Genomic DNA, 21835 nt, shown 5'->3' on the forward strand with positions numbered 1-21835 from the left:
GCTACATTTGGAACTGCTGTGGTACGACCGCCGAACCGGATCAGCGGCGCCAGGTCATCTTTTCGCTGAGCCAGGTGGGAAGCAGATCGCCCGCGGCAACCAGGTACATCTCGGCGCCGGTGGCTGGCATGACATAGACGGCCCACACGCCGTTGCGATTGGAGCGGAAGGCAATCCAATTGCCGTCTGGCGACCAGACCGGCAGGCCCTCATCGGCCGGGCCATCGGTCAGTTTCTGCAGCCCGGCGCCGTCGGCCGCGATGCGGTAGATGTGGAAATGACCATCTTCCCGCGCCACGAAGGCCAGACTGCGGCCATCTGCGCTCCAGGCCGGCTGATCATCGTCAGCGCCGCTGGTCAGGCGCCGCTGCGCGCCGGTGCGGGCGTCGGTCAGATAGATGCCGCAGGCGCCGCCCGGGCAGGCCCGGTGGGCAATGGCGCTGTCCTGCGGCGACCAGGCCGGATGCGCGCCGGCGGTCAATTGGCGCAGGCCGCTGCCGTCGCTGTTGACCAGGAAGATCGCTGCGCTGCGCTCGACGATCAACTGCCGTCCATCCGGCGCCCAGGAAGGATAGCCCGCGCGCGGCAGCACCAGGCGCGCTGACGTGTAGTCGCCGTTCATGATCCACAGACCGCCGTTTGCCAGGCCCACTTCCTGCGGCCAGCCGTAGTAGGCCAGCAGATTGTTGCTGGTGGCCCAGGCCGCTTGGCTGCGCCAGTCGAACAGGCGACGATCCTGTCCGCTGCCAAAATCGTGTTCCCACAACTCCCAGCGCCGCGCCTCCATATTTGCCACTGAGAAGATGAGCCGTCCCCGCAGGCCAGTTCCTGCGCGCAGCGCCGTTACCGCGGCCGGCGTGATCGTCAACCTGCGCGCCGGTGTTGCGGTCGGCGTCCGGGCAGATGTCCGCGTCACGGTTGGCACACGCGTCAGCGTTGCGGTCGCGGTCGCCGAAGGCGTCGCGGTCGGTGTGCGGGACGGCGTCGCGGTCGGCGTGCGGGAAGGCGTTGCTGTCGGCGTTGCGGTGAACGTCGGCGCGTTCGTCGGCGTGTGAGACGGCGTCGCGGTGGCTGTCGGTGCAGCCGTCGGCGTGCGTGACGGCGTCGCGGTGGCGGTCGGTGCGCCGTCGGCGTGCGTGACGGCGTCGCGGTGGCGGTCGGCGCAGCCGTCGGTGCGCTCGGTGCGCTCGTGGGCGTGCGTGACGGCGTCGCGGTGGCGGTCGGTGCAGCCGTCGGCGTGCGTGACGGCGTCGCGGTGGCGGTCGGTGCAGCCGTCGGCGTGCGTGACGGCGTCGCGGTGGCGGTCGGCGCGTTCGTGGGCGTGCGTGACGGCGTCGCGGTGGCGGTCGGCGCGTTCGTCGGCGTGCGTGACGGCGTCGCGGTGAACGTCGGCGCGCGTCGTGGGCGTGCGTGACGGCGTCGCGGTGAACGTCGGCGCGTTCGTCGGCGTGCGTGACGGCGTCGCGGTGGCGGTCGGCGCAGCCGTCGGCGTGCGTGACGGCGTCGCGGTGGCGGTCGGTGCAGTCGTCGGCGTGCGTGACGGCGTCGCGGTGGCGGTCGGTGCAGCCGTCGGCGTGCGTGACGGCGTCGCGGTGGCGGTCGGTGCAGTCGTCGGCGTGCGTGACGGCGTCGCGGTGGCGGTCGGCGCGGTCGGTGGCGGTCGGTGCAGCCTGGGCGTGCGTGACGGCGTCGCGGTGGCGGTGGCGGGCGGGGGGGTCGGTGCGCCGTCGGCGTGCGTGACGGCGTCGCGGTGGCGGTCGGCGCAGCCGTCGGCGTGCGTGACGGCGTTGCGGTGGCTGTCGGTGCAGTCGTCGGCGTGCGTGACGGCGTCGCGGTGGCTGTCGGCGCAGCCGTCGGCGTGCGTGACGGCGTTGCGGTGAACGTCGGCGCGTTCGTGGGCGTGCGTGACGGCGTTGCGGTGAACGTCGGCGCGTTCGTGGGCGTGCGTGACGGCGTCGCGGTGGCGGTCGGCGCAGCCGTCGGCGTGCGGGTCGGCGTCGCGGTGGCGGTCGGTGCAGTCGTGGGCGTGCGTGACGGCGTCGTGGTGGCTGTCGGTGCAGCCGTCGGCGTGCGTGACGGCGTCGCGGTGGCGGTCGGCGCAGTGGTCGGCGTGCGTGACGGCGTCGCGGTGAACGTCGGTGCAGCGGTTGGCGTGCGTGACGGCGTCGCGGTGGGCGTGGCCGTCGGCGCCGCGGTCGGCGTATGAGTTGGTGTGTGCGTCGGGGTGTCAGTTGGCGTCGCGGTCGGGGTGCGCGTCTCGGTGGGCGCAGTTGTCGGCGTGTGAGTCGGCGTAGCCGTGGGTGTGTGAGTCGGCGTCGCAGTTGGCGTCGCGGTCGGTGTGAGCCGGCGTCGCAGTTGGCGTAGCCGTGGGCGTGTGAGTCGGCGTCGCAGTCGGCGTCGCCGTCGGGGTGTGAGTCGGCGTCGGGGTCGGCGTCGCAGTTGGCGTCGCAGTTGGCGTCGCAGTCGGCGTCGCAGTCGGCGTCGCAGTCGGGGTGGCTGTTGGCGTTAGCGTGGGCGTGCGGGTGGGCGTGACCGGCTTCGCGCCAGGCGCCAACGCCTCGACCACCGGCAGGTGCTGACGCGCGCCGACGACGTTGAGCAGGGAGACCAGCATCCAGCCCGGCGCGGGTGGTTTGCCCAGGCAGCAGACCTGCATCCAGACGCCATCGGCCGACTGTCCGCGCACGTCGAAGATCTGGCCGCCTTCCACCATTCCTAACGATGGATACGTGGTGTCCGGTCCGCTGCGCACGTTGGCGCGCGCCCGCACCCAGGCGCGCGCCAGGGGCGTGGGCGTTACGCTGGGGATGGCCGTGGAGCATGATCGGTGCGGCGGCGGTAGGCATGGTGGTCGCCGCAGCGGTTGGCATCCACACCGTCGGCGTCGCATGGGCAGACAGCGTCGCTGTCGCGGGCGCTGTCAGGGTGGAATTGGCAAGCGCCGGCGGCCGGGTTGGCGCGGCCGGCGGCGCAGAGGCTGGAGTTTTCGGCTGCGGAGTTCCCTGGCAGCCGGTCACCAGGACCAGCATGAGCCAAAGGCACCACCATGGTCGTCGAGTGCAATGCGACATCGAATAAGACCCCTGGGGGACGCAACCTGACAAAATGACACGCAAGAAAAACCACCGCTGCCGGCGTGCGTCGCAGCGTCGTCGCCTGGAAGGTCGCGGTGCATGAGCGACGCCGGCGCAGGTGCTGTCAGTCTAATCGGTTGAATGGCCTTTGTCAATGCTACTTTAGCACCCTTTTGCCGTTCGAGTCAATCAAGAATGCTGTTTGGTGGTTGGTTGACCGCATGATATACTGATCCCGATCGGCTGCGCGATCACGCGATACGAAACGAGGAGGAATCATGCTCACACGCTGCGCCTGGGCGGCTGCAACCAACCCGCTCTACCTGGCCTATCACGACGAGGAATGGGGCGTACCGGTCCACGACGACCGCAAGTTGTTCGAGATGCTGATCCTGGAAGGGATGCAGGCCGGGCTAAGCTGGTCCACCATTCTGAACAAGCGGGCCAACTTCCGGCAGGCCTTCGCCAACTTCGAGGTCGCCACGGTTGCGGCATACGGCGCCGCCGAGGTCGTGGCGCTGCTGGCCAATCCGGGCATCGTGCGCAATCGGCTCAAGGTCGCGGCCGCGATCAGGAACGCACAGGCTTTCCTGGCGGCTCAACGGGAATTCGGCAGTTTCGACGCCTACATCTGGCGGTTTGTAGATGGCCGGCCGCTGCGCAATGCCTGGCGAGATCTGGCCGACCTGCCCGCGCACACGCCTGTTTCGGACGCCATGAGCAAAGACCTGCTGCGCCGCGGGTTCAAGTTCGTCGGCTCCACCATCTGCTACGCGTTCATGCAGGCCACCGGCATGGTCAACGATCATGTCGTGAGCTGCTTCCGCTACAATCAGTTGTGATGTGAAAACATCTCGTCCGGGGGACGAGGTGAGGGTGAATGAATCAGAGGGTCAACTCCGCCCTGACCATGGCCGCGCCGGGCGTTTCGGTCAGGGTGAAGCCGAGCTTCTGGCTGATGCTGCGCATCAGGTAGTTGTTGGGCGCAAATTCGGCCTGGATGCGCCCCAGGCCCTCGGCGCGACCGACGGCGATCAAGCGCCGCATCAGCTCCGTGCCCAGGCCCTGCCCCTGGTAGCGGTCGTTGATCAGCAGGTTGAAAACGCCTGCGTCGGAACCAAACACCCTCTGCAACCGCGCCACGCCAAAGATGGCGCGTTCGCCGCTGTCTGGATCTTCGCCGCGCGCCACCAGCGCCATCTCACGATCATAGTCAATGAAGCAGAGCCGTGCCAGCCGTTCGTGCGCCACCCGTTCGCCCAGCAGCATGGGGCTGAGGTAGCGCATGTTGACGCTCCTGTCCGACAGCGTTTGATGGAATTTGACCAGCATCGGCTCATCCTCTGGCCGGATGGGCCGGATGATCGCCTTCTGCCCGTTCTTCAAGGTCCACCAGGCCGCGTACTGGCTGGGATACGGGCGCACGGCCAGCCGCGGCAGGTCCCTGGCCGCCGTCTCCGCGCCGTAGACCACCACGCGGGCATCCAGGGCGATGAGCGAGGGCCGTCCATCGTCCTTCGGCTCCATCGCCAGCAGCGGGTTGATGTCCAGCTCCTTGATCCAGGGCTGTTCCACGATCAACTGGCTGAAATTGACCAGGATCTGTTCCAGCGCGGCCATGTCCACCGCCTGGCGCCCGCGCACCCCCTTCAGCGCACGGCTGATGCGCGTCTGTTCCATCATGCGCCGCGCCAGGGTGGTGTTGAGCGGCGGCAGCGCCAGCGAACGATCCTTGAAGACCTCCACCAACTGTCCGCCCGTGCCAAAGAGCAGCACCGGGCCAAACTGCGGGTCCACGCTCGAACCGATGATCAGTTCATACGCGCCCTCCAGCTTGATCATCGGCTGCACGGTGACGCCCTGGAAATGCTCCGCGCCCACCCGCTCACGCACGGCCCGTTCGATGGCCCGGTACGCGTAACCGACATCGTCGGCATTTTGCAGGTTCAGGCGCACGCCGCCCACATCGGTCTTGTGGGTGATCGTTTCCGAATAGATCTTCAACACCACGGGGTAGCCGAACTTGTCGGCCCAGGCGATGGCGTCTGCTTCGCTGGCGGCAATCTCCGTCGGCACAATCGGGATGTCGTACAGCGCCAGGAGCTGCTTGGATTCGGTCTCGGTCATGATCGTACGACCCGACGCGCGCACCGCGTCCACCAACTGCGCCGCAAGCGTGCGATTTTGACCGCCGGTCTCGGCATCACTGCGCAGAACCGGCGTCTCATACAGGCCGCGTAGGTTGTAGCTGTAGCGCCACATGTAGTTGAACATGCGCGTGGCGGTGTCCGGGTACTGAAAGGTGGGAATGTTGCCCTGGTTGAGGAGTTGTTCCCCCTTTTCCACGTCAGCGCCGCCCATCCAACTGGCAAGCACCGGCTTACCGGTGGAGTGGGCAAAGGGCGTCAATGCCTCTGCCGTGCGCGTGGCGTCGGTCATGGCCTGCGGCGTCAGGATGACGAGCAGGCCGTCGCTGTTGGCGTCGCGCGCCGCGATCTCCAGCGTCTGCGCGTAGCGTTCCGGGCTGGCGTCGCCCAGCACATCCACCGGGTTGTTGTGGCTCCAGGCCGGCGGCAGGATTTTGTTCAGCTCTTCGTAGGTGGCCTGCGACAGCTCGGTCAGCTCGCCGCCGCCCATAAGCAGCGCGTCGGTCGCCAGCACCCCCGGCCCGCCGGCGTTGGTGACGATCGTCAGGCGTCCGCCGGTGGGGCGCGGCTGCTTGGAGAGCACCTCGGACATGTAGAACAGATCGGAAATGCTGTTCACCCGCAGGACGCCGCTGCGGCGGAAGGCCGATTCGAGCACCTCGTCGCTGCCGGTCAGGGAGCCGGTGTGCGAAGCGGCCGCCTTGGCCGCGCCTTCTGTGCGCCCGGGTTTGATGACGATGATCGGCTTGGTCAGGGCAATCTCGCGCGCGGCGGACAGAAAGCCACGCGCATCGCCGATGGTTTCCATGTAGATGACGATGCTCTCCGTGCGCGGATCATCGCCCAGGTAATGGATCAGATCGCCCCAGCCCACGTCGAGCATGGAGCCGATGGAGACAAACGCGGTGAAGCCCACATTCTGCTTGAAGCTCCAGTCGAGCACGGCCGTGCAGAGCGCGCCGCTCTGGCTGATGAAACCGACCTTGCCGGGCCGCGCGATGGCGTTGGCAAAGGTGGCGTTCATGCCGGTCAGGCAGTTCATCACGCCCAGGCAGTTGGGGCCGACGATGCGCATCTTGTTGCGCGCCTGCGCCATGATCTGCGTCTCCAGGGCAACGCCCTCCGGGCCGGTCTCCTTGAAGCCGGCCGAGATGACGATGGCCCCGCGCACGCCGGCCTCGACGCACTCGCCGATGATGTCGGGCACGGTGGGCGCGGGCGTGACGATGACCGCCAGGTCAATCGGATCAGGCACCTCGCGGATATTGGGGTAAGCCTTGATGCCCAGGACGTTGGGCCGCTTGGGGTTGATGGGGAAGACGGTGCCGCCAAAGGGGCTGCTGATCAGATTCCAGAGAATGGTGCGCCCCACACTGCCGGCTTTTTCGGTCGCGCCGATCAGCGCCACGCTCTGCGGGTTGAAGATGGCGTCGAGCGGCTGCTCATCGTAACGAAGGTAGTCGTGCGCCGGGTCAATGCCGGGTGTTCGTGATGTTTGAGTCATGCTTGTTTCCAGTCTTTCATAAGTGATTCGAAATGATTGTAACACACGTCATGTCGTGGTACAATAACTGCAAGCATTCTGTCACGAAATGGTTTCAACCAATGAGCATTCTACCCATCAATCTGGATGATCTGATCAACGCCCGTTCGGTGGAGTCGGTGCGCCGCGAATTCAAAGGAACCTGGTCCGCGCCCATCCTGGAACAGACGGTACGAACAATCAGCGCGTTTGCCAACGACTTCTTCAACCTGAACGGCGGCTATATCGTCATCGGAGTGGATGAGCAAGGCGGCTTGCCGGTCTTGCCCCCGCGCGGCCTCGAAGGTTTCAACCTCGACGAGATTCAGAAACAGATTCGCGGAAACTGCAGAAAAATTGATCCCGAATACCAGCCGGTGATTGCGCCTGAGGTTTACCAGGACAGGCAGATCCTGGTCATCTGGGCGCCGGCCGGCGATGTGCGGCCCTATCAGGCGCCGGAGACAACTCGTGGCGGCGAGCGCAGGTACTATGTCAGGCAAGGCGCCGAGACCGTCGAGGCCAAAGGCGATAGTCTCACGCAGCTCATGGCAATGACGGCCAAAGTTCCCTTCGACGACCGTCGCAGCCTGGGGCATACGGTTGACGTGATCTCGCCGACGCTGGTTCGCCACTTCTTGTCCGACATCAAGAGCGATCTCGTATCGCCGGGCGCCCAGGTTGCAGATCGAGATTTATATCGCTACATGCGGATTTCGGCCCAGGTGAACGGTTTCGATGCGCCCAGGAATGTCGCCCTCCTTTTCTTTGTCAATGACCCGGAGATTTACTTCCCAGGCGCGAGGATCGAGGTGGTGCAGTTTGGAGATGGCGCCGGCGGTGATCTCATCGAAGAGAGGCTGTTCCGCGGGCCGCTGTCGGCGCAAATCAGGCAGGCGCTGGATTATTTGGATGCCCTGAGCACCACGATGATTCGGAAGATTCCCCGGCAGGCCGAGGCCCACAGAACGGTCGCTTTTCCATACGAAGCGATGGAAGAGGCCCTGGTCAACGCGGTGTATCATCGCAGCTACGAAGGGGTGCCGGAGCCGGTGAAGGTTTACCTGTACCCTGACCGGATGGAAATCATCAGCTATCCTGGGCCAGCGCCTGGCATCGAAATGCGCCATTTCCAGGTGGGCGCAACCGTGCCCCCGGTGCCCAGTCGCAACAGACGCATAGGCGAATTCCTGAAGGAGCTTCGCCTCGCTGAAGGCCGCGGGACAGGTATCCCCAAGATCTATCGCAAGATGAACGAAAACGGTTCGCCGCGCCCGATCTTCGAGTTCGATGAGAGCCGCACCTACTTTCGCGTCATTCTGCCGGCCCATCCGCAGTATGTGGTCATCCATGCCCTGCGCGAAAGCGCCCATCTGTGGGCCGCGGGTGAGCGTCAAAGAGCCGTTGAAAACCTGGAGCAGGCGGTAAGTCAGGCGGTGAATTCAGGCGCGCTCGTGGCGCAATTGATAGAATACCATGCTTCCCTGGGCAACGTTCACGCGGCAGAGAGACTTTTCGCCAGCGTTCAATCTGGCGCGCCGATGATGGATGCGCATTTACCCTTCCTCGCCATGGCGAAACACTATCTTGACAGATCAGAATTTTCTAAGGCGGCCGACCTGCTCTCTCAAGTGCCATCGCCTACCAGAATTGATGATCTCATCGAACTTGCTGTGCTGTACAAAAGATCAGGTCGGTTTGCCGACGCGCACAGCGTGTTTGCATCAAACTACGACATGATCAAGGACAGCGCCAAAGCTGTTCACGAATACGCGCAGACGAAGCTGAAGTTGTCCATGACTTCGGCGTCGAGAGACAGAACGACGAAGCAGCGGCTGACGCGGGACGCAGTCGAGCTGCTGCGCCGCGCCATTCAGTTGTCTGACGATCGTGTGCGCAACGCGTGGTGCTATTTCGATCTGGCTAAAGCGCTGACCTGGCTGAAGTCTCCTGATACCGAAGTGCGACAAGCCTACGAAAAGGCGCTGGAGCTGCAGCCGAACGAACCGCGCTTCCGTGAGTCGTTCGAGGATTGGGAGCAGAAGCGATGAGGGTCGCCATCTGTACCCGAATGATGACGGCTGCTGGTATGGTTCTTTTCACTTGCATCGAGGATTTTGTTCAATGATTCTTACGAGTAACCAGATTCCCGGCCTTGTCTTGACCGAGCATGAGTTTCGTGTCCCGCTCGATCACGCGCCGGCCGCAGGGCGAACAGATCACCGTTTTTGCCAGGGAAGTGAGGGCCGCGGCCAAGAAGGATGCCGCGCTGCCCTGGCTTGTCTTCTTCCAGGGCGGCCCGGGCTTCGGCGCCCCGCGGCCGCTCAACAACAGCGGCTGGCTCAAACGGGCCTTGCAGGACTATCGCGTCCTCCTGCTCGATCAGCGCGGCACGGGTCGCAGCACACCGGTGACGTTCCAAACCCTGGCGCGGCTGTCATCGCCGCAGGCGCAGGCCGACTATCTCAAGCACTTTCGCGCGGATGCCATTGTGGCCGACGCCGAGTTGATTCGCCACGCGCTCGCCGGGCCTGACACGCCCTGGACGGCCCTGGGCCAGAGCTACGGCGGTTTCTGCGTGCTGACCTACCTCTCGCACGCGCCCCAGGGCCTGGCCGGCGCGCTCATCACCGGCGGCCTGGCGCCCCTGGATCGCTCCGTGGACGACATCTACCGCGCCACCTACCGCCGGACGCTGGGCAAGAACCGCCGCTTCTTCGAACGCTATCCGCAAGATGCAGCGCACAGCCAGCGCATCGCCGATTATCTGCTCAGGCACATCGTGCCTTTGCCGGGCGGCGGCCGCCTGAGCGCGCGGCGTTTTCAGCAAATCGGCATGGGCTTTGGCGCCAGCGATGGCTTCGAAAATGTTCATTACCTGCTGGAGAACGCGTTCGTGACCGGCGTCAACGGCCCGGAGATCAACTTCGTCTTTCTGCGCGGCCTGGAAGCCATGCAGTCCTTCGAAACGAACCCGATCTACGCGTTGCTGCACGAGCCGTGCTACTGCCAGGGCGCGGCCTCAGCCTGGTCCGCGCAGCGGATGCTGGCGGAGTTTCCCGAATTCGATCTGCACGCCGCGGCCAGCGGCCAGGCGCCGCTCATGTTCACCGGCGAGATGATCTACCCGTGGATGTTCGAGGATTACGCGTACCTGCGGCCGCTGCAAGGTGCAGCCGAAATTCTGGCCGCGTACGACGGCTGGCCGCCGCTGTACGACCCCTCTGCGCTGGCTGCCAACACCGTACCGGTCGCGGCGGTTTCCTATTACGATGACATGTATGTCGAACTGGCCTTTGCCGAGCAAACGGCGCGCCAGGTGGCTGGCCTCAAGCTGTGGGTGACCAACGAATACGAACACAACGGCCTGCGCGCCGATGGCGAACGCGTCCTCGGTCGCCTGCTCGACATGTTGGTCGGGAATGTTTGACAAGGTGGTGAAGGATGGGATTACTGGATAGCCTGAAAGCGCTCTTTGCCGGCGGCAGTGACCACAAGCCGGAGGATGCCAGCGCCTGGTTCTATGTGCGCTGCCGGCGCTGCGGCGAAGTCATCCGGGTGCGTGTGGACATGCGCAACGATCCAAGCGCCGATGACGACGGACAGCACGTCGTTCGCAAAACGTTAGTGGGTGGCGCGCGACGCTGCTTCGCGCGCCTGGAGATGACATTGACCTTCGACGCCAACCGCCGCCTGCAAAGCCAGGAGGTGACGGGCGGAGATTTCGTCAGCGCAGACGACTACGCGACGCAGAAGGCCGAGGTGCAAACATCCGGCGAGGAAACGATTCAACGCGAAGACGCAGGGGTGTTGTAATTTTATTGATCTGTCTACCTCATGCAGTCTGGCGGTCGAGCTGCGTATCTTCCCAGGAGACCGGGTCCTCCAGCGGTTCGAGGTGCGTCAGGATGGTGACGCCGGTCAGCGCCTCGCGCACCTCGCGCTCCAATTTCTCCAGCAGTTGATGGCCTCGCAGCACGGTCCAGTCGCCGGGTACCAGGACATGTACCGACATGAAACGCCGTGCGGCTGACTGGCGCGTGCGCAGGGCATGGAACTGCACGCCCTGCGCCTGGTAACGATCCAGAATGTTGGCGACCACGCTGCGTTCTGGCGCAGGCCAGGCCGTATCGAGCAAACCGAGCGCCGAACGCCGTACCAGTTGCACGCCCGACCAAATGATGTTGAGCGCCACGGCAAAGGCGATGATCGGATCGAGGCGCTCCCAGCCGGTCAGGGCCACGGCGCCGATGCCGGCCAACACGCCGACCGATGTCCACACATCGGTCATAAGATGCTGGGCGTCTGCATCCAGCGTAATCGAACTGTAACGTTGGCCGGCCCGCCGCAAGACGAGCGCCACCCCCAGGTTGATCAGCGACGCCAGCAGGGAGATGCCCAGGCCCAGGCCCAGGCCTTCCAGGGGCTGTGGGGCTAGAAGACGGTTCCACGCCGTCACGCCGATGCTGATCGCGGCCACCAGGATCAGCGCCCCTTCGACGCCGCTGCTGAAATACTCCGCTTTGTCATGCCCATAGACATGGTCCTCATCGGGCGGCCGCGCGGCCACCGTCAGCATGGCCAGCGCCATCAGCGCGGCCGCCAGGTTGACCAGCGATTCCAGGGCATCGGACAAGAGGCCGACCGAACCGGTCACGCGATAGGCGGCCATCTTCAGCCCGATGGTCACGATGGCCGCGGCAATCGAGAGCCAGGCAAAACGCGTAAGTGAAGGTCGCTGCATGGTCTATCCTTTCAATCGTTTCCGTTTCTTGGTGAGCGACATGTTGCACACGTGGCAGGTGGAACGCACCGCCAGATCGGTCGCGATGGTGCAGATTCTGCAGGGGCCGAGGTGGCCCTGGCGCAGCGTCTGCATCTGCCGCCGGCCGATCTGCGCCGGGTTGACTGAGTCCGGCAGGGTGATGGCATCCTCTGGGCAGGCGGCCTGGCAGATACCGCAGTCCACACAATCGGCGGCGATAAAGTTGAGATCGAAAGTGGTGACAGGCTGGGCGGCGGCCGCGTCCGTCGCTGGCGTCTGCGTCTGCGTCGTCCAGCGGATGGCGGCCGTAGGGCAGAAGCGCGCACACAGGCTGCACGCCGTACACGCGTCGCTGATCTGCACCGTGACCCAGGGCAGGCTGTCCGTCAGCATGGCGCGCTGGGGGGCGGGCCGAGCCGCGCCACAGAGGCGGTCAGATGACGACGTTGATAGGACAGCTCAGCGCCACGCGGTTGCGGCGACCCTGTCATCGGGTTCAGCGGCGCCAACGCCTCGACCGCCACACTGCTCATCACCTGCGTCGTCGTGTGCCGCACAAAGGTCAGAAACTCACGCCGCGAATAGGTCGGCTGCTGGCCGGAAAAAACATCTACCCGGTGGACGGCCGTCAGCGCATCCGGTTCGGTGATCTGCGTGCGCAGTTCGATGGGGTGGTGCCAGGCGGCCAACACCAGGTTGGCCTGCGTGGCCGTCTCCTGGATGACCGGCAGCGCCTGACCCAGGGGGCAGGCTGCACAATCGCTGTCATTCAACCACAGATTGCGCTGGCGGGGCTGCGCCAGATCGAGCAGTTCAGCCAACGAAAGAGCGGCCAGGCAGCGTCCGCTCTGCACCACGGCCTCGACCGGCGCGGCGGTTCTGTCCACCTGGCGATTGGCCGGGCAGGTCAACTCCAGGGCGCGGCCGGCCAGGGGCGCGGCCGCGTCCAGCAGCCGCTTGTCGGCCTGCGCTTGGTTTGGGGCCGCAAACACCCCCGTGGGGCAGACATGCAGACAGATGCCACAGTGAACGCAGGTCTCCGGCGCGATGCGCACATTTGCACCCTGCACGGTGATGGCCGCCACCGGGCAGGCGTCTGCACACAGGTGGCAGTTGGCCGCCTTGAAGCGCTGATTGAGGCACAGACTGGCGTCGCAGGCCGGTGCGTCATCGCCGAATGTCGAGAGGAGTTTGGTGAGCAGAGTCAGGTCAGGCATGGGTCTCTATCTTTAGTGGCAGCGTCTCGTTGCCGATCCATCAGCAACGGTGGCGTCTTGCATGCGCCATTTCGATTGTAACACACGGTCACAGGCGGGTCAAAGCGCAGCTCTAAAAAAGATTGACAAACCACGGTTTCTGTGCTAACATATGAACAGGTATTCATATGTTTGCGAACGCTGGACATGACGGATGGATGCTGACACGAACAACGGGCAAGATAGTCATCCCCTGGGGCAGGAAGTTCCGCTGCTGGCCCCAGGGCAGGCTGTGCGCCTGGCCGACCTTTTCAAGGCGCTGAGCGATCCGACGCGCGTGCGGCTGATGGCGGCCCTGACGGGGACGCCGGAGCTGTGCGTCAGCGACCTGAGCACCTTGTTGGGCATGGGGCAATCGGCTGTTTCGCATCAGCTGGCCTATTTGCGCGACATGCGCCTGCTGCGTATGCGCCGCGCCGGCCGCCACATCTTCTATGCCCTGGACGATGACCACATTTTGCGCCTGTTCGAGCAGGGCCTCGATCACGTGCGCCACGGGTAATTTCATGCAAAAGATCAAACTCGACCTCCCGGTTTTGTTGCCTGCCAACGGGGACTGTGAGCCTTGCGCCGAACGCCTGTTGGACACCTTGCGCCGGCGCGATGGCGTCTATGATGCGCACCTCGACCGTAGCAACGGACGGACGGCTCGGTTGTGCCTGCATTATGACCCGGCGCGGGTCACAGCGGTCGCGGTGGAACAGCACGCGCGTGACGCCGGTGCGACCGTGCAGCAGCGCTATCGCCATCGCGAGCTGGTCATTGCGGGCATGGACTGCGCCGATTGTGCGCTGAAGTTGGAGCGCGGGGTGGGACAGTTGGATGGCGTGCTGCAGGCGACTGTCAATTTTACGGCCGGTAAGATGTGGGTTGAGTACGATACCGACGCGGTTGACCAGGGGGTCATTGCCGGTCGTGTCCAGCGCCTCGGCTACCGCGTGCAGGAGCCAGCGAACGCGGCGGCCGCGGTGGCGCCGGCGTCAACCTTCGTGCGCTTCCTCACCGGGCACCCGCGGGATGTCTCCACGCTGCTGGCAGGACTGCTGCTGCTGTTGGCCGGCGTGCTGACGCTGGGCGGCGCGGCCGGCTGGCTGGTCAACGGGATCATCGTCCTGGCGACCGTCACTGGCGGTTGGTTCGTGGCACGGCGGGGCCTCAACGTGCTGTGGATCAATCGTGAGTTGGATATGAACTTCCTCATGACCGTGGCGGCTGTGGGCGCGCTGGTCATCGGCGAGCTGTGGGAAGCCGCGCTGGTCATGTTCCTCTTCAGTCTGGGCGAGACCCTGGAAGCCTACACGATGGATCGCGCCCGCCAGAGCATCCGCAGCCTGTTGAACCTGGCGCCTGCCACCGCCACCCGCCTGACCGGCTGCATGGACTGCGAGGAACACCTGGGCCAGGATGGCTACAGCGGCGGCATCTGCCCCTTCTGCGCGCAGCAAGAGACGCGCGTGCCGGTGGCCGATCTTGCTGTGGGCGACATAATTCTGGTCAAGGCAGGCGAACGCATCGCGATGGACGGCGTCGTCATCGCGGGCAGTTCGGCGGTCAACCAGGCCTCTGTCACCGGCGAGAGTGTGCCGGTGGACAAGGCCCTGGGTGGGGAGCTTTTTGCCGGCACCCTCAACGGCAGCGGCGCGCTGGAGGTGCGGGTGACGCGCCTGGCTGCAGACAACACCATCAGCCGCCTGATTCACCTGGTGGAGCAGGCGCAGGCCCAGAAGGCGCCCACGCAGCGCTGGGTTGACCGCTTTGCGCGCATCTACACTCCGACCGTCGTGCTGGGCGCGATCTTGATTGCGCTGGGGCCGCCGCTGCTGGCAGCCCAACCGTTCTGGAATCTGCCCGATGGCACGCACGGCTGGCTCTACCGCGCCCTGACCATGCTGGTCATTGCTTGCCCCTGCGCGCTGGTCATCTCCACACCGGTCAGCATTGTCAGTGCCATCAGCCGGGCCGCCAAGCAAGGCATCCTGATCAAAGGCGGCGCCTCCCTGGAAACTGCCGGCCGCCTGCGCGTCATCGCCTTCGACAAGACCGGGACACTGACCCAGGGCAGCCCCGCCCTGACCGACGTGGTGCTCGATCCGAACGCGGGGATAACGTCCGACGCGCTGCTGGGCCTGGCGGCGGCCGTCGAGAGCCGCTCTGAGCACCCGCTGGCGCAGGCCGTGGTGACCGCGGCCACCGAGCGTGGCCTCAGCGTCACGCCTGCGCTGAACGTGCAGGCGCTCAGCGGCCGCGGGGCGCGTGGGCTGGTCAATGGAGAATCTGTGCTGGTGGGCAATGTGGCGCTCTTTGCGGAACAAGGTCAGGCGCTGCCCTCTGGCCTGGCCCAGGCTGTGGCCGATCTGGAGGCGGCCGGTAAGACGGTGATGTTGGTGGGGCGCGTGCCTGGTCCCGTGTTGGGGCTGCTGGCCGTTGCCGACACGGTGCGCCCCGATGCCCGCGAGGCGTTAGCCGGCCTGAAACGCGCCGGCATTACGCTCACGGTCATGCTGACCGGGGACAATGAGCGCACCGCGCGCGCCATTGCCGAGCAGGCCGGTGTGGATGAGTTCAGGGCCAATTTGATGCCGGCGCAGAAAGTGGCCGCGCTGGAAGCGCTGTTGGCTCAACATGGCAGCGTGGCGATGGTCGGGGATGGCGTCAATGATGCGCCGGCCCTGGCGCGTGCTTCGGTTGGGGTAGCGATGGGCGGCGCAGGCAGCGATCAAGCCCTGGAGACGGCCGATGTGGTGTTGCTGGCGGATGATCTGCGCAAATTACCCGCGCTGGTAACGCTGAGCCGGCGCGCCTGGCACATCGTCCGCCAAAACATCGCGTTCAGCCTGGGTATCAAGGTTGTCTTCATGGCGCTCGCCCTGCTGGGCGCCGCGACGCTGTGGATGGCCGTTTTTGCCGATATGGGCGCCTCGTTGATCGTCATCTTCAACGGCATGCGCCTCTTGCGGCGCGCGACGAATGAGTGGGACGCGGACGTGTCGTCCGCGTAGATCGTTGTTTCAGTCACCGGGCAGTTTTGTCTGCCCCAATTCTCAGGAGGTTTCACTATGTATTCCGCTGTTGGGTTCATTGTTCTGTTGCTGTTCGTCCTGGCCTCGTCGGCCATCAAAATTGTGCAGGAGTACGAGCGTGGCGTCATCTTCCGCCTGGGGCGGTTGATCGGCGCCAAGGGGCCGGGCCTGTTCCTGATCATCCCCTTTGTAGATCGTTTCGTCAAGGTAGATCTGCGCACGATCACGCTGGATGTGCCCGCGCAGGAAGCGATCACCAAAGACAACATCACCGTCAAGGTGAATGCGGTCGTCTATTTCCGGGTCATTGACCCGTCGGCGTCGGTGGTCAACGTGGAGGACTATCGCCGGGCCACCTGGAACATTGCGCAGACAACCCTACGTAACGTGCTCGGTCAATCGGAGTTGGACGAGCTGCTGCAGCACCGCGAGAGCATCAACGCCAAACTGCAACAGATCATTGACGAGGCCACCGAACCGTGGGGCGTCAAGGTTTCCATTGTAGAAGTCAAGGATGTGGAACTGCCGCAGACGATGCAGCGGGCCATGGCGCGACAGGCCGAGGCCGAGCGCGAGAAGCGCGCCAAGATTATTCACGCCGAGGGTGAATTCCAGGCTGCGGTGCAGCTGCGTAACGCCGCCAGGACCATGTCAGACGAACCGATCGCCATCCAACTGCGCTATCTGCAGACGTTGACTGAGATTGCCGTAGAGAAAAACTCGACGATCATCTTCCCGGTGCCGATTGACCTCTTGACAATCGTACGCAGCATGGTTGACTCTCTGCCGGTCGTGGCCGAGCCGGCAACCCCTTCTGCGCCCCTGATCAAGGCCTGAGTACAAGAATAAGCCCCGCGCACGGTTGAGGCACGCAAGAGCGACCTGCGCGGGGCGGGGCTGCGGGGGGCACGGCGAGCATCGTTGCGTCGGATGACGCGCCTGACGCGAAATTTGGGCTGGCGTTTGCGTTAGCTACCTGCAAGAGGCATGACGCATGAACGACTGGCTGCAACGCAATTTCAAGACACTGGCGCTGGCGCTGCTGTGGCTGCTCAGTCTGGGCGGCGTTGCCTTTCTGGTGCGCCGCCCGGCGCAGACGCCGATCGAGATCGTCCTGCCGCCCACGGCCACCATGACGCCGCTGCCCACCGAGACGCCAACGCCCGCGCCGCTGCGCGTGCATGTCAGCGGCGCGGTGCTGCGGCCTGATGTCTATGTGCTGGCGCCTGATGCGATCGTCAGGGATGCGATCACGGCGGCCGGTGGTTTCGATGCCCAGGCCGATCAGACGAGCCTCAACCTGGCGCAGCCGCTCTACGATGGTGCGCAGGTTCATGTCCCCAGCCAGGTGGCGGAGATCACCCCGCCGCCGGTGGGGGTTAGCGCGCCAGTGGCGACGCCGACCCTGGGGTCCACTAACCTTTCCGACACGACCGCGTCCAATCCCCTGGCGCCAGGCGTCAAGATCAACGTCAACACAGCCAGCCTCAGTGACCTGGAACAGTTGCCCGGCATTGGGCCGGCGATGGCTCAGCGCATTGTGGAAGGGCGGCCGTATCGCAGCGTGGAGGACTTGAAGAAGGTCAAGGGTATTGGTGAGGCTACGTACAGTAAACTGGCGCCGTTCGTCACCGTGCAGTGAGGCAGGCCCGGCGGTGAAGGTGGGGTGCTCCAGAATCTGTGAGTGGAAGGATGGTAAGTCCACGGACTGCCAACCTTCCACTCTGTTTTTTGGTCGCGATCCGCCGGTGTTACGGCACGAACCACGGCGCCGGCGCGCCGGTGTCGTAGCCCGGCCCTAGCGGTGAATTGGTGCCAAAGCCGGTGTAGAAGGTCTCTGTACGTGCGATGGGGCCGACCACTTCCGGGCCGGCCTGGTTCCTGAAGGTCAGGTGACTGGTTACAGGCAGCTCGCTGGTAAAGACGCCGCCCTGCTCATAGGTGCGGGTAATGGTCATGGCGCCGGGGGTCTGCGGCGTGTTGGGTTGAACCTGCATCTGCACCGACCAGGGCTGCGGGTTCTGTCCGCCGTTATAGGTGACGACGATCGGCTGTACGCTGATCAAATTCAGAGCCACGATTTCGATGGGGACGGCCTGCGTGGCAGCCGGCGTGCCCGGGTCATGCAGCATGGCGTCCTGCAAGCGCCTGATCACGGTGTCGCCCTGCGCAGAGGCCTGGCGTGCATCCACCAGGACGTGCTGGGCGGTCTCGCTCACGTGGGGAAACGGGCCTTGAGGCTGAAACGGCTGGCTGCTGGGCGGAGCAAAGGGCACGCCTGCGAACTGCACGGTGCCCACGAACGGATCCGAGCCAGGGCCGAAGAATCCCAGCGGCAGGTTGAGAAAGAGCACCGATTGCCCGGGCGGTGAACGAAAGACATCGTCGCCGGCCTGCACAACCAGGGGCGGTGCGGGATTGACCAGGCAGCCGGCGCCAAAGCCCGCCGCGGTGGTCTGCACCGTCTGAATATCGGCGTTGGTCGGCCAGCGGTTAGCCATCAAGACGATGTCGGCCAGGTTCACTTGGGCATCGCCGTTGTGGTCGGCCGGATGAAAAGTCTGGCAGGCCATCGGCATGCTGGGCTGGAAGCGCATGATATTCGAGAACTCTTGCACGTCCTGGGGGGTGTTGCTGTAGTTCATGCCGTGCCCGGCCAGACTCAGCCATCCGAAGAGGTCGCCTGCCAGCCAGGCGTTGCCCGGATCATCGTTGAGAAAAAGAACCGGCACGGCCGGAGTTTGGCCGTGGATGTACACCACATGTGGGGGAAACGCCTGCAGGCTATCATTGAACACCAGCAGTGGGGTGTTGTTGAACAGGGTGCCCCCTGGGAAACTACCCGTGGGCGGCAAGTCTACCTCGACGAATACGTCGAAAAAGCTCTCGGCCGGAAAATCCTGATTTGGATCGCCGCTGGCGCCGCTCAGGGATTCAACCTCACCCACGCTGTGCGGCCTGCCCGGCGCGGAGTCACCAGCCCGCACCATGACCAGCCCGCCCAGCGCGGCAATGTTGAAGTCGGCAATGCGGGTGTGGACCTCGCGCGTGCCAGGCGGGCCTTGAAAGCCCGCAGGTACGATGGCGAAATTGGAGTCGGCCACCATAATGCCGGCTGTGCCAACCGGCGTGCCGCCGGTGTCGGGCGCGCTGCCGTCCAAATGGGGATTGCTGCGTCCAATGATGGTTGTGGGATCGAATAGCGTGGGACTGGTCAACGTCCCGCTGGCGCTATCGTAGCCTGGATAGCCTGCCATCAAGGGCTGGAAAGCAGGCGCAACGAAGACGGTAAAGGAGCCAAGCGACGGGGCTGAGTCATCGCCCTGGCCAGGAAAAGGCCCTGACAAGGCATGGGGCTGTGCGCCCGGCGCTGTCAGGCGATCCAATTGTGTCGTAACGACACGGTCGAGTGCGGCGATCAAGGTTGATGGGGAGAACGGCGCCACCTGCAGGCCCAGGGCAATGCTGCCCAGCACCAGGAGCGCCACCAGCGCCAGCCACAAGGGCCGCTTACGTCCTTTGTTCATGGTTCACCTCCGGTAATCCGCGACACGCCACAGGCCTGGCTGCGTCAGTTCTCTGGCAATCAACATGAAGAACGGGGAGATACCCAGTCTCAGGCAGGGTTGGAGCAGCGCCCGCTGGGAGCAACATCGAAATGACCACCTCATAAAGCATGGCAGGTGCTGCCAACCTTGCAGATTGCGCAGCGTTTCAGGTTCGGTTCAGTTGATCAGCGCCATGATCTGGCGATGGACTGCGGTACCATTGAGGAAACGATCGCACAGGGCCGGGTCGCTGATGCGATCGGCTCGCTCGCGCACGAAGCGCCACGCCTGCTGCAGCACCCTGTCGGCGCGCGGATCGCCGGTGGCGACCAAGACGTCGTAGCAGGCCAGGCAGATGACCACCGGTTCGGCGATCATCTCCTGGTCCCAGGAGACGCGGGCCAGGGTGTCCAGGATCTCGTTGACCTGACGCCGGGCCTCCTCCACTTGACTCTGTTCCCAGGAGATCAGCGCAAGCCCAGCCAGTGAATCCAGGGCGAATTCGGGCGCGGCCAGCGCATGCTGTTCCCACATCTGCACGGCCGCCCGGTAGCTGTCGCTGGCTGCCGCCAAGTTGTCCTGGCGGCGCTGGGCATGACCCAGAACCGGCAGGGCCATGCCGGCTGCATAAACATAGCGGATTTCCTGGCTCAAGACAACCGCCGCTTCTGCCAGTTGACAGGCCTGCGCATCGGCGCCTGCGTAGTAGGCGAGCCAGGCCTGTTGGGCCAGCATGCACGACTCCAGTTCCTGGTTTTGGATGTTGCGGCTGTGTTCAAGCGCATGCGCGCAGATCAAGCCGGCGTTTTGATAGTCGCCCAGCAGCAAGCTCACCCGCGCCTCATTGGCTAACAGATACCCCTGGATCACGGGATGCCCACCGGCTTCGGCGAGCAGGCGCAAGCCCTCGCGAATACAGGCATCGGCTTGCTGGTAGGCGCCGCAGTCGGCATAAGCTGAAGACAGGTTGTTCAACGTGCCCGCGGCGCGGCGCTTACAGCCCGTTTGCAGATTCAGCGCCAGTGCTTTTTCCCATCGTTCCTGTGCTGAGGCCAAATTACCCTGGCGATAGGCCACGCTGCCCAGCTCATGCAAGCAATTGGCCTCACCATCCGTGTGCTGATAACGCCGGAAGATCTGCAAGGCCTGCTGCAGCATGGTGCTGGCGGCCGCCAGATTATCGAGTTTCCATTGCGCAGTCCCACACCAAAGATAGGCCCGGGCCTGCTCCAGATCGGTCGTTGCAAACGCCAGCGCCCGCTGCGCAGCGGCGGCAGTTTCAGCATATTTGACGTGACGGTCGCAAAGCATGGCCTGCTGGATGTTAAGGCCGCTCAGCACGCTCGCCGGCGCGCCGGCGGCGCTCAGTTCCACGCAGGTTCGATCGAACAACGCTTGACCTTCGCGCAGCAGGCCGACTTTTCCAAGCAGATGCCCCAAGCCATCGGCGGCCTGGCCAAGCTCGGCAAAGCGTCTTTCCGCCACGGCCTGCTGCCAAGCCTGCCGTATGTTGTCAATCTCAGTGACAAGCATAGCCAGGGCCACGGCCGGGAGTGCCCGCTGGCAGTCGGACAGCTCGATGTCTTGCCGGTGTTGAGTGGGCATCAGTTGGGCCAGGTAGTATTGGCTGTGTTTTGAGGCGATGCTCTGCGCCTCGCCCGCGGCAAGCAACTTTGCGGCCGCAAACTGGCGCATCATTTCGTGCATGTCATAGCGGCCTTCATCGGCGCGACGCAGCAATGACCGGTGTTCCAGTATGGTCAACTGGCCCGGCGCCGCGGCGGCCACCGCGGCGGCCGCGGCTTCGGTGAAACCGCCACGAAAGACCGAACAACGCGCCAGCAGGCGTGCCTCGGCTGCGTTCAACCCATGCCACGACTGTTCGAACACCGCGCGCAGGCTGCGATGATGCGGAGAAATATCTGACTCGCTCGTGGTCAGGCTGGCGAGGCTGCTGAGCAGGGTGCTTTCCACCGCGGCCAGTGACTGGTGCTCGAGGAGCGTGGCTGCCAGTTCGATCCCCAAGGGCAGGCCCTCCAGGGCCTGGCAAATCGAAATCATGGCGGCGCGAGTCTCTGGGTTCAGTGGCACCGTGACGCCCACGCGCTCCGCCCGCGCCATGAACAAGCGCACGCTGCTGACCTGGGCCAGGTCCTCGCCGGCGGAATCGGTCTGCGATCGGTTCCACGGCGCGCGCCGGGGCGGCACCGGCAGTCCATGCACGCGTAAGACATGCTCAGCCTGCAAGCCAAGCCGCTGTCTCGATGTGACCAGCACGTAGACGTGCTGCGCCTCGCTGACAAGCATGGGCAGCCAGCTCGCGCCCAGAATTTGGTGTTCGAAATTATCCAGGATGAGCAAGAGATGCCGTTGCCGCAACTGGCGGATGAGCTGCAGGTGCGGTGGGTCAGTGCCCACAAGTGCCAGGCCGAGACTTTTGGCAATGGCGGCCGCGATGCGATCGTACACCTGCACGGCGCGGCGGTCTTCGTTGGGCGTCAGC

At 64.6% G+C, this 21835-nt stretch carries 20 protein-coding genes; 12 read left to right on the forward strand and 8 right to left on the reverse strand.

Features of this window, described 5'->3' with window-relative positions; genetic code table 11:
* Nucleotides 1-40 precede the first annotated feature (40 nt).
* Nucleotides 41-868, reverse strand: coding sequence for a hypothetical protein (locus tag IPF85_RS08395; protein ID WP_343407621.1), 828 nt, complete (start codon nucleotides 866-868; stop codon nucleotides 41-43).
* Here IPF85_RS08395 and IPF85_RS08400 point away from each other — a divergent pair.
* The 4 genes from IPF85_RS08400 (at nucleotide 858) to IPF85_RS08415 (ending at nucleotide 2206) form a co-directional block, all read left to right on the forward strand.
* Nucleotides 858-1055, forward strand: a complete 198-nt coding sequence (locus IPF85_RS08400) for a hypothetical protein (protein ID WP_343407622.1) — start codon at nucleotides 858-860, stop codon at nucleotides 1053-1055. The genes IPF85_RS08395 and IPF85_RS08400 overlap by 11 nt on opposite strands.
* A gap of 77 nt (nucleotides 1056-1132) precedes the next feature.
* A complete protein-coding gene (locus tag IPF85_RS08405) occupies nucleotides 1133-1414 on the forward strand; it encodes a hypothetical protein (RefSeq protein WP_343407623.1) in 282 nt (93 codons plus the stop codon).
* A complete protein-coding gene (locus IPF85_RS08410; RefSeq protein WP_343407624.1) occupies nucleotides 1401-1880 on the forward strand; it encodes a hypothetical protein in 480 nt (159 codons plus the stop codon). Before IPF85_RS08405 ends, IPF85_RS08410 begins: the two co-directional genes overlap by 14 nt.
* Nucleotides 1859-2206, forward strand: coding sequence for a hypothetical protein (locus IPF85_RS08415; RefSeq protein WP_343407625.1), 348 nt, complete (start codon nucleotides 1859-1861; stop codon nucleotides 2204-2206). The genes IPF85_RS08410 and IPF85_RS08415 overlap by 22 nt, the downstream gene beginning before the upstream one ends.
* Before the next feature lie 21 nt (nucleotides 2207-2227).
* Here IPF85_RS08415 and IPF85_RS08420 read toward each other — a convergent pair whose 3' ends face one another.
* Nucleotides 2228-2890 carry an SH3 domain-containing protein gene (locus tag IPF85_RS08420; protein WP_343407626.1) on the reverse strand — a complete coding sequence of 221 codons (663 nt, stop codon included), beginning with the start codon at nucleotides 2888-2890 and terminating at the stop codon, nucleotides 2228-2230.
* A 462-nt stretch (nucleotides 2891-3352) separates the two neighbouring features.
* Here IPF85_RS08420 and IPF85_RS08425 point away from each other — a divergent pair, with 462 nt between their 5' ends.
* A complete protein-coding gene (locus IPF85_RS08425; RefSeq protein ID WP_343407627.1) occupies nucleotides 3353-3916 on the forward strand; it encodes a DNA-3-methyladenine glycosylase I in 564 nt (187 codons plus the stop codon).
* A gap of 43 nt (nucleotides 3917-3959) precedes the next feature.
* Here IPF85_RS08425 and IPF85_RS08430 read toward each other — a convergent pair whose 3' ends face one another.
* Nucleotides 3960-6725 (reverse strand): bifunctional acetate--CoA ligase family protein/GNAT family N-acetyltransferase, encoded by a 2766-nt coding sequence (locus IPF85_RS08430; protein ID WP_343407628.1) that lies wholly within the window; start codon nucleotides 6723-6725, stop codon nucleotides 3960-3962.
* Nucleotides 6726-6826: 101 nt separating this feature from the next.
* Here IPF85_RS08430 and IPF85_RS08435 point away from each other — a divergent pair, with 101 nt between their 5' ends.
* The 3 genes from IPF85_RS08435 (at nucleotide 6827) to IPF85_RS08445 (ending at nucleotide 10559) form a co-directional block, all read left to right on the forward strand.
* Nucleotides 6827-8794, forward strand: coding sequence for an ATP-binding protein (locus IPF85_RS08435; RefSeq protein WP_343407629.1), 1968 nt, complete (start codon nucleotides 6827-6829; stop codon nucleotides 8792-8794).
* A 128-nt stretch (nucleotides 8795-8922) separates the two neighbouring features.
* Nucleotides 8923-10173: an alpha/beta fold hydrolase gene (locus IPF85_RS08440; protein WP_343407630.1), complete on the forward strand. Its 1251-nt coding sequence runs from the start codon at nucleotides 8923-8925 to the stop codon at nucleotides 10171-10173.
* 14 nt (nucleotides 10174-10187) lie between these two features.
* Nucleotides 10188-10559, forward strand: a complete 372-nt coding sequence (locus tag IPF85_RS08445; protein ID WP_343407631.1) for a hypothetical protein — start codon at nucleotides 10188-10190, stop codon at nucleotides 10557-10559.
* Nucleotides 10560-10578: 19 nt separating this feature from the next.
* Here IPF85_RS08445 and IPF85_RS08450 read toward each other — a convergent pair whose 3' ends face one another.
* The 3 genes from IPF85_RS08450 to IPF85_RS08460 are packed head-to-tail and all read right to left on the reverse strand — an operon-like array spanning nucleotide 10579 to nucleotide 12725.
* Nucleotides 10579-11487, reverse strand: coding sequence for a cation diffusion facilitator family transporter (locus IPF85_RS08450; protein WP_343407632.1), 909 nt, complete (start codon nucleotides 11485-11487; stop codon nucleotides 10579-10581).
* A gap of 3 nt (nucleotides 11488-11490) precedes the next feature.
* Nucleotides 11491-11901 (reverse strand): 4Fe-4S dicluster domain-containing protein, encoded by a 411-nt coding sequence (locus IPF85_RS08455; protein ID WP_343407633.1) that lies wholly within the window; start codon nucleotides 11899-11901, stop codon nucleotides 11491-11493.
* Nucleotides 11895-12725, reverse strand: coding sequence for a 4Fe-4S dicluster domain-containing protein (locus IPF85_RS08460; RefSeq protein ID WP_343407634.1), 831 nt, complete (start codon nucleotides 12723-12725; stop codon nucleotides 11895-11897). Before IPF85_RS08460 ends, IPF85_RS08455 begins: the two co-directional genes overlap by 7 nt.
* Nucleotides 12726-12918: 193 nt before the next feature.
* Between IPF85_RS08460 and IPF85_RS08465 the strand changes: the two genes are divergently transcribed.
* From IPF85_RS08465 to IPF85_RS08480, 4 genes are all read left to right on the forward strand, one after another.
* A complete protein-coding gene (locus IPF85_RS08465) occupies nucleotides 12919-13266 on the forward strand; it encodes a metalloregulator ArsR/SmtB family transcription factor (RefSeq protein WP_343407635.1) in 348 nt (115 codons plus the stop codon).
* Nucleotides 13267-13270: 4 nt separating this feature from the next.
* Entirely contained in the window at nucleotides 13271-15763 is a 2493-nt protein-coding gene (locus tag IPF85_RS08470) for a heavy metal translocating P-type ATPase (protein WP_343407636.1), read from the forward strand.
* Nucleotides 15764-15820: 57 nt separating this feature from the next.
* Nucleotides 15821-16621 carry a slipin family protein gene (locus IPF85_RS08475; protein WP_343407637.1) on the forward strand — a complete coding sequence of 267 codons (801 nt, stop codon included), beginning with the start codon at nucleotides 15821-15823 and terminating at the stop codon, nucleotides 16619-16621.
* Nucleotides 16622-16778: 157 nt separating this feature from the next.
* On the forward strand, nucleotides 16779-17426 hold the full coding sequence (locus IPF85_RS08480; protein WP_343407638.1) for a helix-hairpin-helix domain-containing protein: 648 nt from the start codon (nucleotides 16779-16781) through the stop codon (nucleotides 17424-17426).
* Between the two features lie 109 nt (nucleotides 17427-17535).
* Here IPF85_RS08480 and IPF85_RS08485 read toward each other — a convergent pair whose 3' ends face one another.
* Complete coding sequence (locus IPF85_RS08485; RefSeq protein WP_343407639.1) at nucleotides 17536-19311, reverse strand: hypothetical protein; 1776 nt, start codon at nucleotides 19309-19311, stop codon at nucleotides 17536-17538.
* 198 nt (nucleotides 19312-19509) lie between these two features.
* The coding region (locus tag IPF85_RS08490; protein WP_343407640.1) for a tetratricopeptide repeat protein at nucleotides 19510-21835 on the reverse strand (2326 nt) is incomplete at its 5' end.

Source organism: Candidatus Amarolinea dominans, from assembly GCF_016704685.1.
Taxonomy (GTDB): Bacteria; Chloroflexota; Anaerolineae; order SSC4; family Amarolineaceae; genus Amarolinea; species Amarolinea dominans.

What these genes read in the sequence shown, in the direction of transcription:
- IPF85_RS08420 (WP_343407626.1), bottom strand. Translation starts at nt 2,890, where the DNA reads ATGCGACGCCGACGGTGTGGATGCCAACCGCTGCGGCGACCACCATGC.
- IPF85_RS08425 (WP_343407627.1), top strand. Translation starts at nt 3,353, where the DNA reads ATGCTCACACGCTGCGCCTGGGCGGCTGCAACCAACCCGCTCTACCTG.
- IPF85_RS08430 (WP_343407628.1), bottom strand. Translation starts at nt 6,725, where the DNA reads ATGACTCAAACATCACGAACACCCGGCATTGACCCGGCGCACGACTAC.
- IPF85_RS08435 (WP_343407629.1), top strand. Translation starts at nt 6,827, where the DNA reads ATGAGCATTCTACCCATCAATCTGGATGATCTGATCAACGCCCGTTCG.
- IPF85_RS08445 (WP_343407631.1), top strand. Translation starts at nt 10,188, where the DNA reads ATGGGATTACTGGATAGCCTGAAAGCGCTCTTTGCCGGCGGCAGTGAC.
- IPF85_RS08450 (WP_343407632.1), bottom strand. Translation starts at nt 11,487, where the DNA reads ATGCAGCGACCTTCACTTACGCGTTTTGCCTGGCTCTCGATTGCCGCG.
- IPF85_RS08455 (WP_343407633.1), bottom strand. Translation starts at nt 11,901, where the DNA reads ATGCTGACGGACAGCCTGCCCTGGGTCACGGTGCAGATCAGCGACGCG.
- IPF85_RS08460 (WP_343407634.1), bottom strand. Translation starts at nt 12,725, where the DNA reads ATGCCTGACCTGACTCTGCTCACCAAACTCCTCTCGACATTCGGCGAT.
- IPF85_RS08465 (WP_343407635.1), top strand. Translation starts at nt 12,919, where the DNA reads ATGGATGCTGACACGAACAACGGGCAAGATAGTCATCCCCTGGGGCAG.
- IPF85_RS08470 (WP_343407636.1), top strand. Translation starts at nt 13,271, where the DNA reads ATGCAAAAGATCAAACTCGACCTCCCGGTTTTGTTGCCTGCCAACGGG.
- IPF85_RS08475 (WP_343407637.1), top strand. Translation starts at nt 15,821, where the DNA reads ATGTATTCCGCTGTTGGGTTCATTGTTCTGTTGCTGTTCGTCCTGGCC.
- IPF85_RS08480 (WP_343407638.1), top strand. Translation starts at nt 16,779, where the DNA reads ATGAACGACTGGCTGCAACGCAATTTCAAGACACTGGCGCTGGCGCTG.
- IPF85_RS08485 (WP_343407639.1), bottom strand. Translation starts at nt 19,311, where the DNA reads ATGAACAAAGGACGTAAGCGGCCCTTGTGGCTGGCGCTGGTGGCGCTC.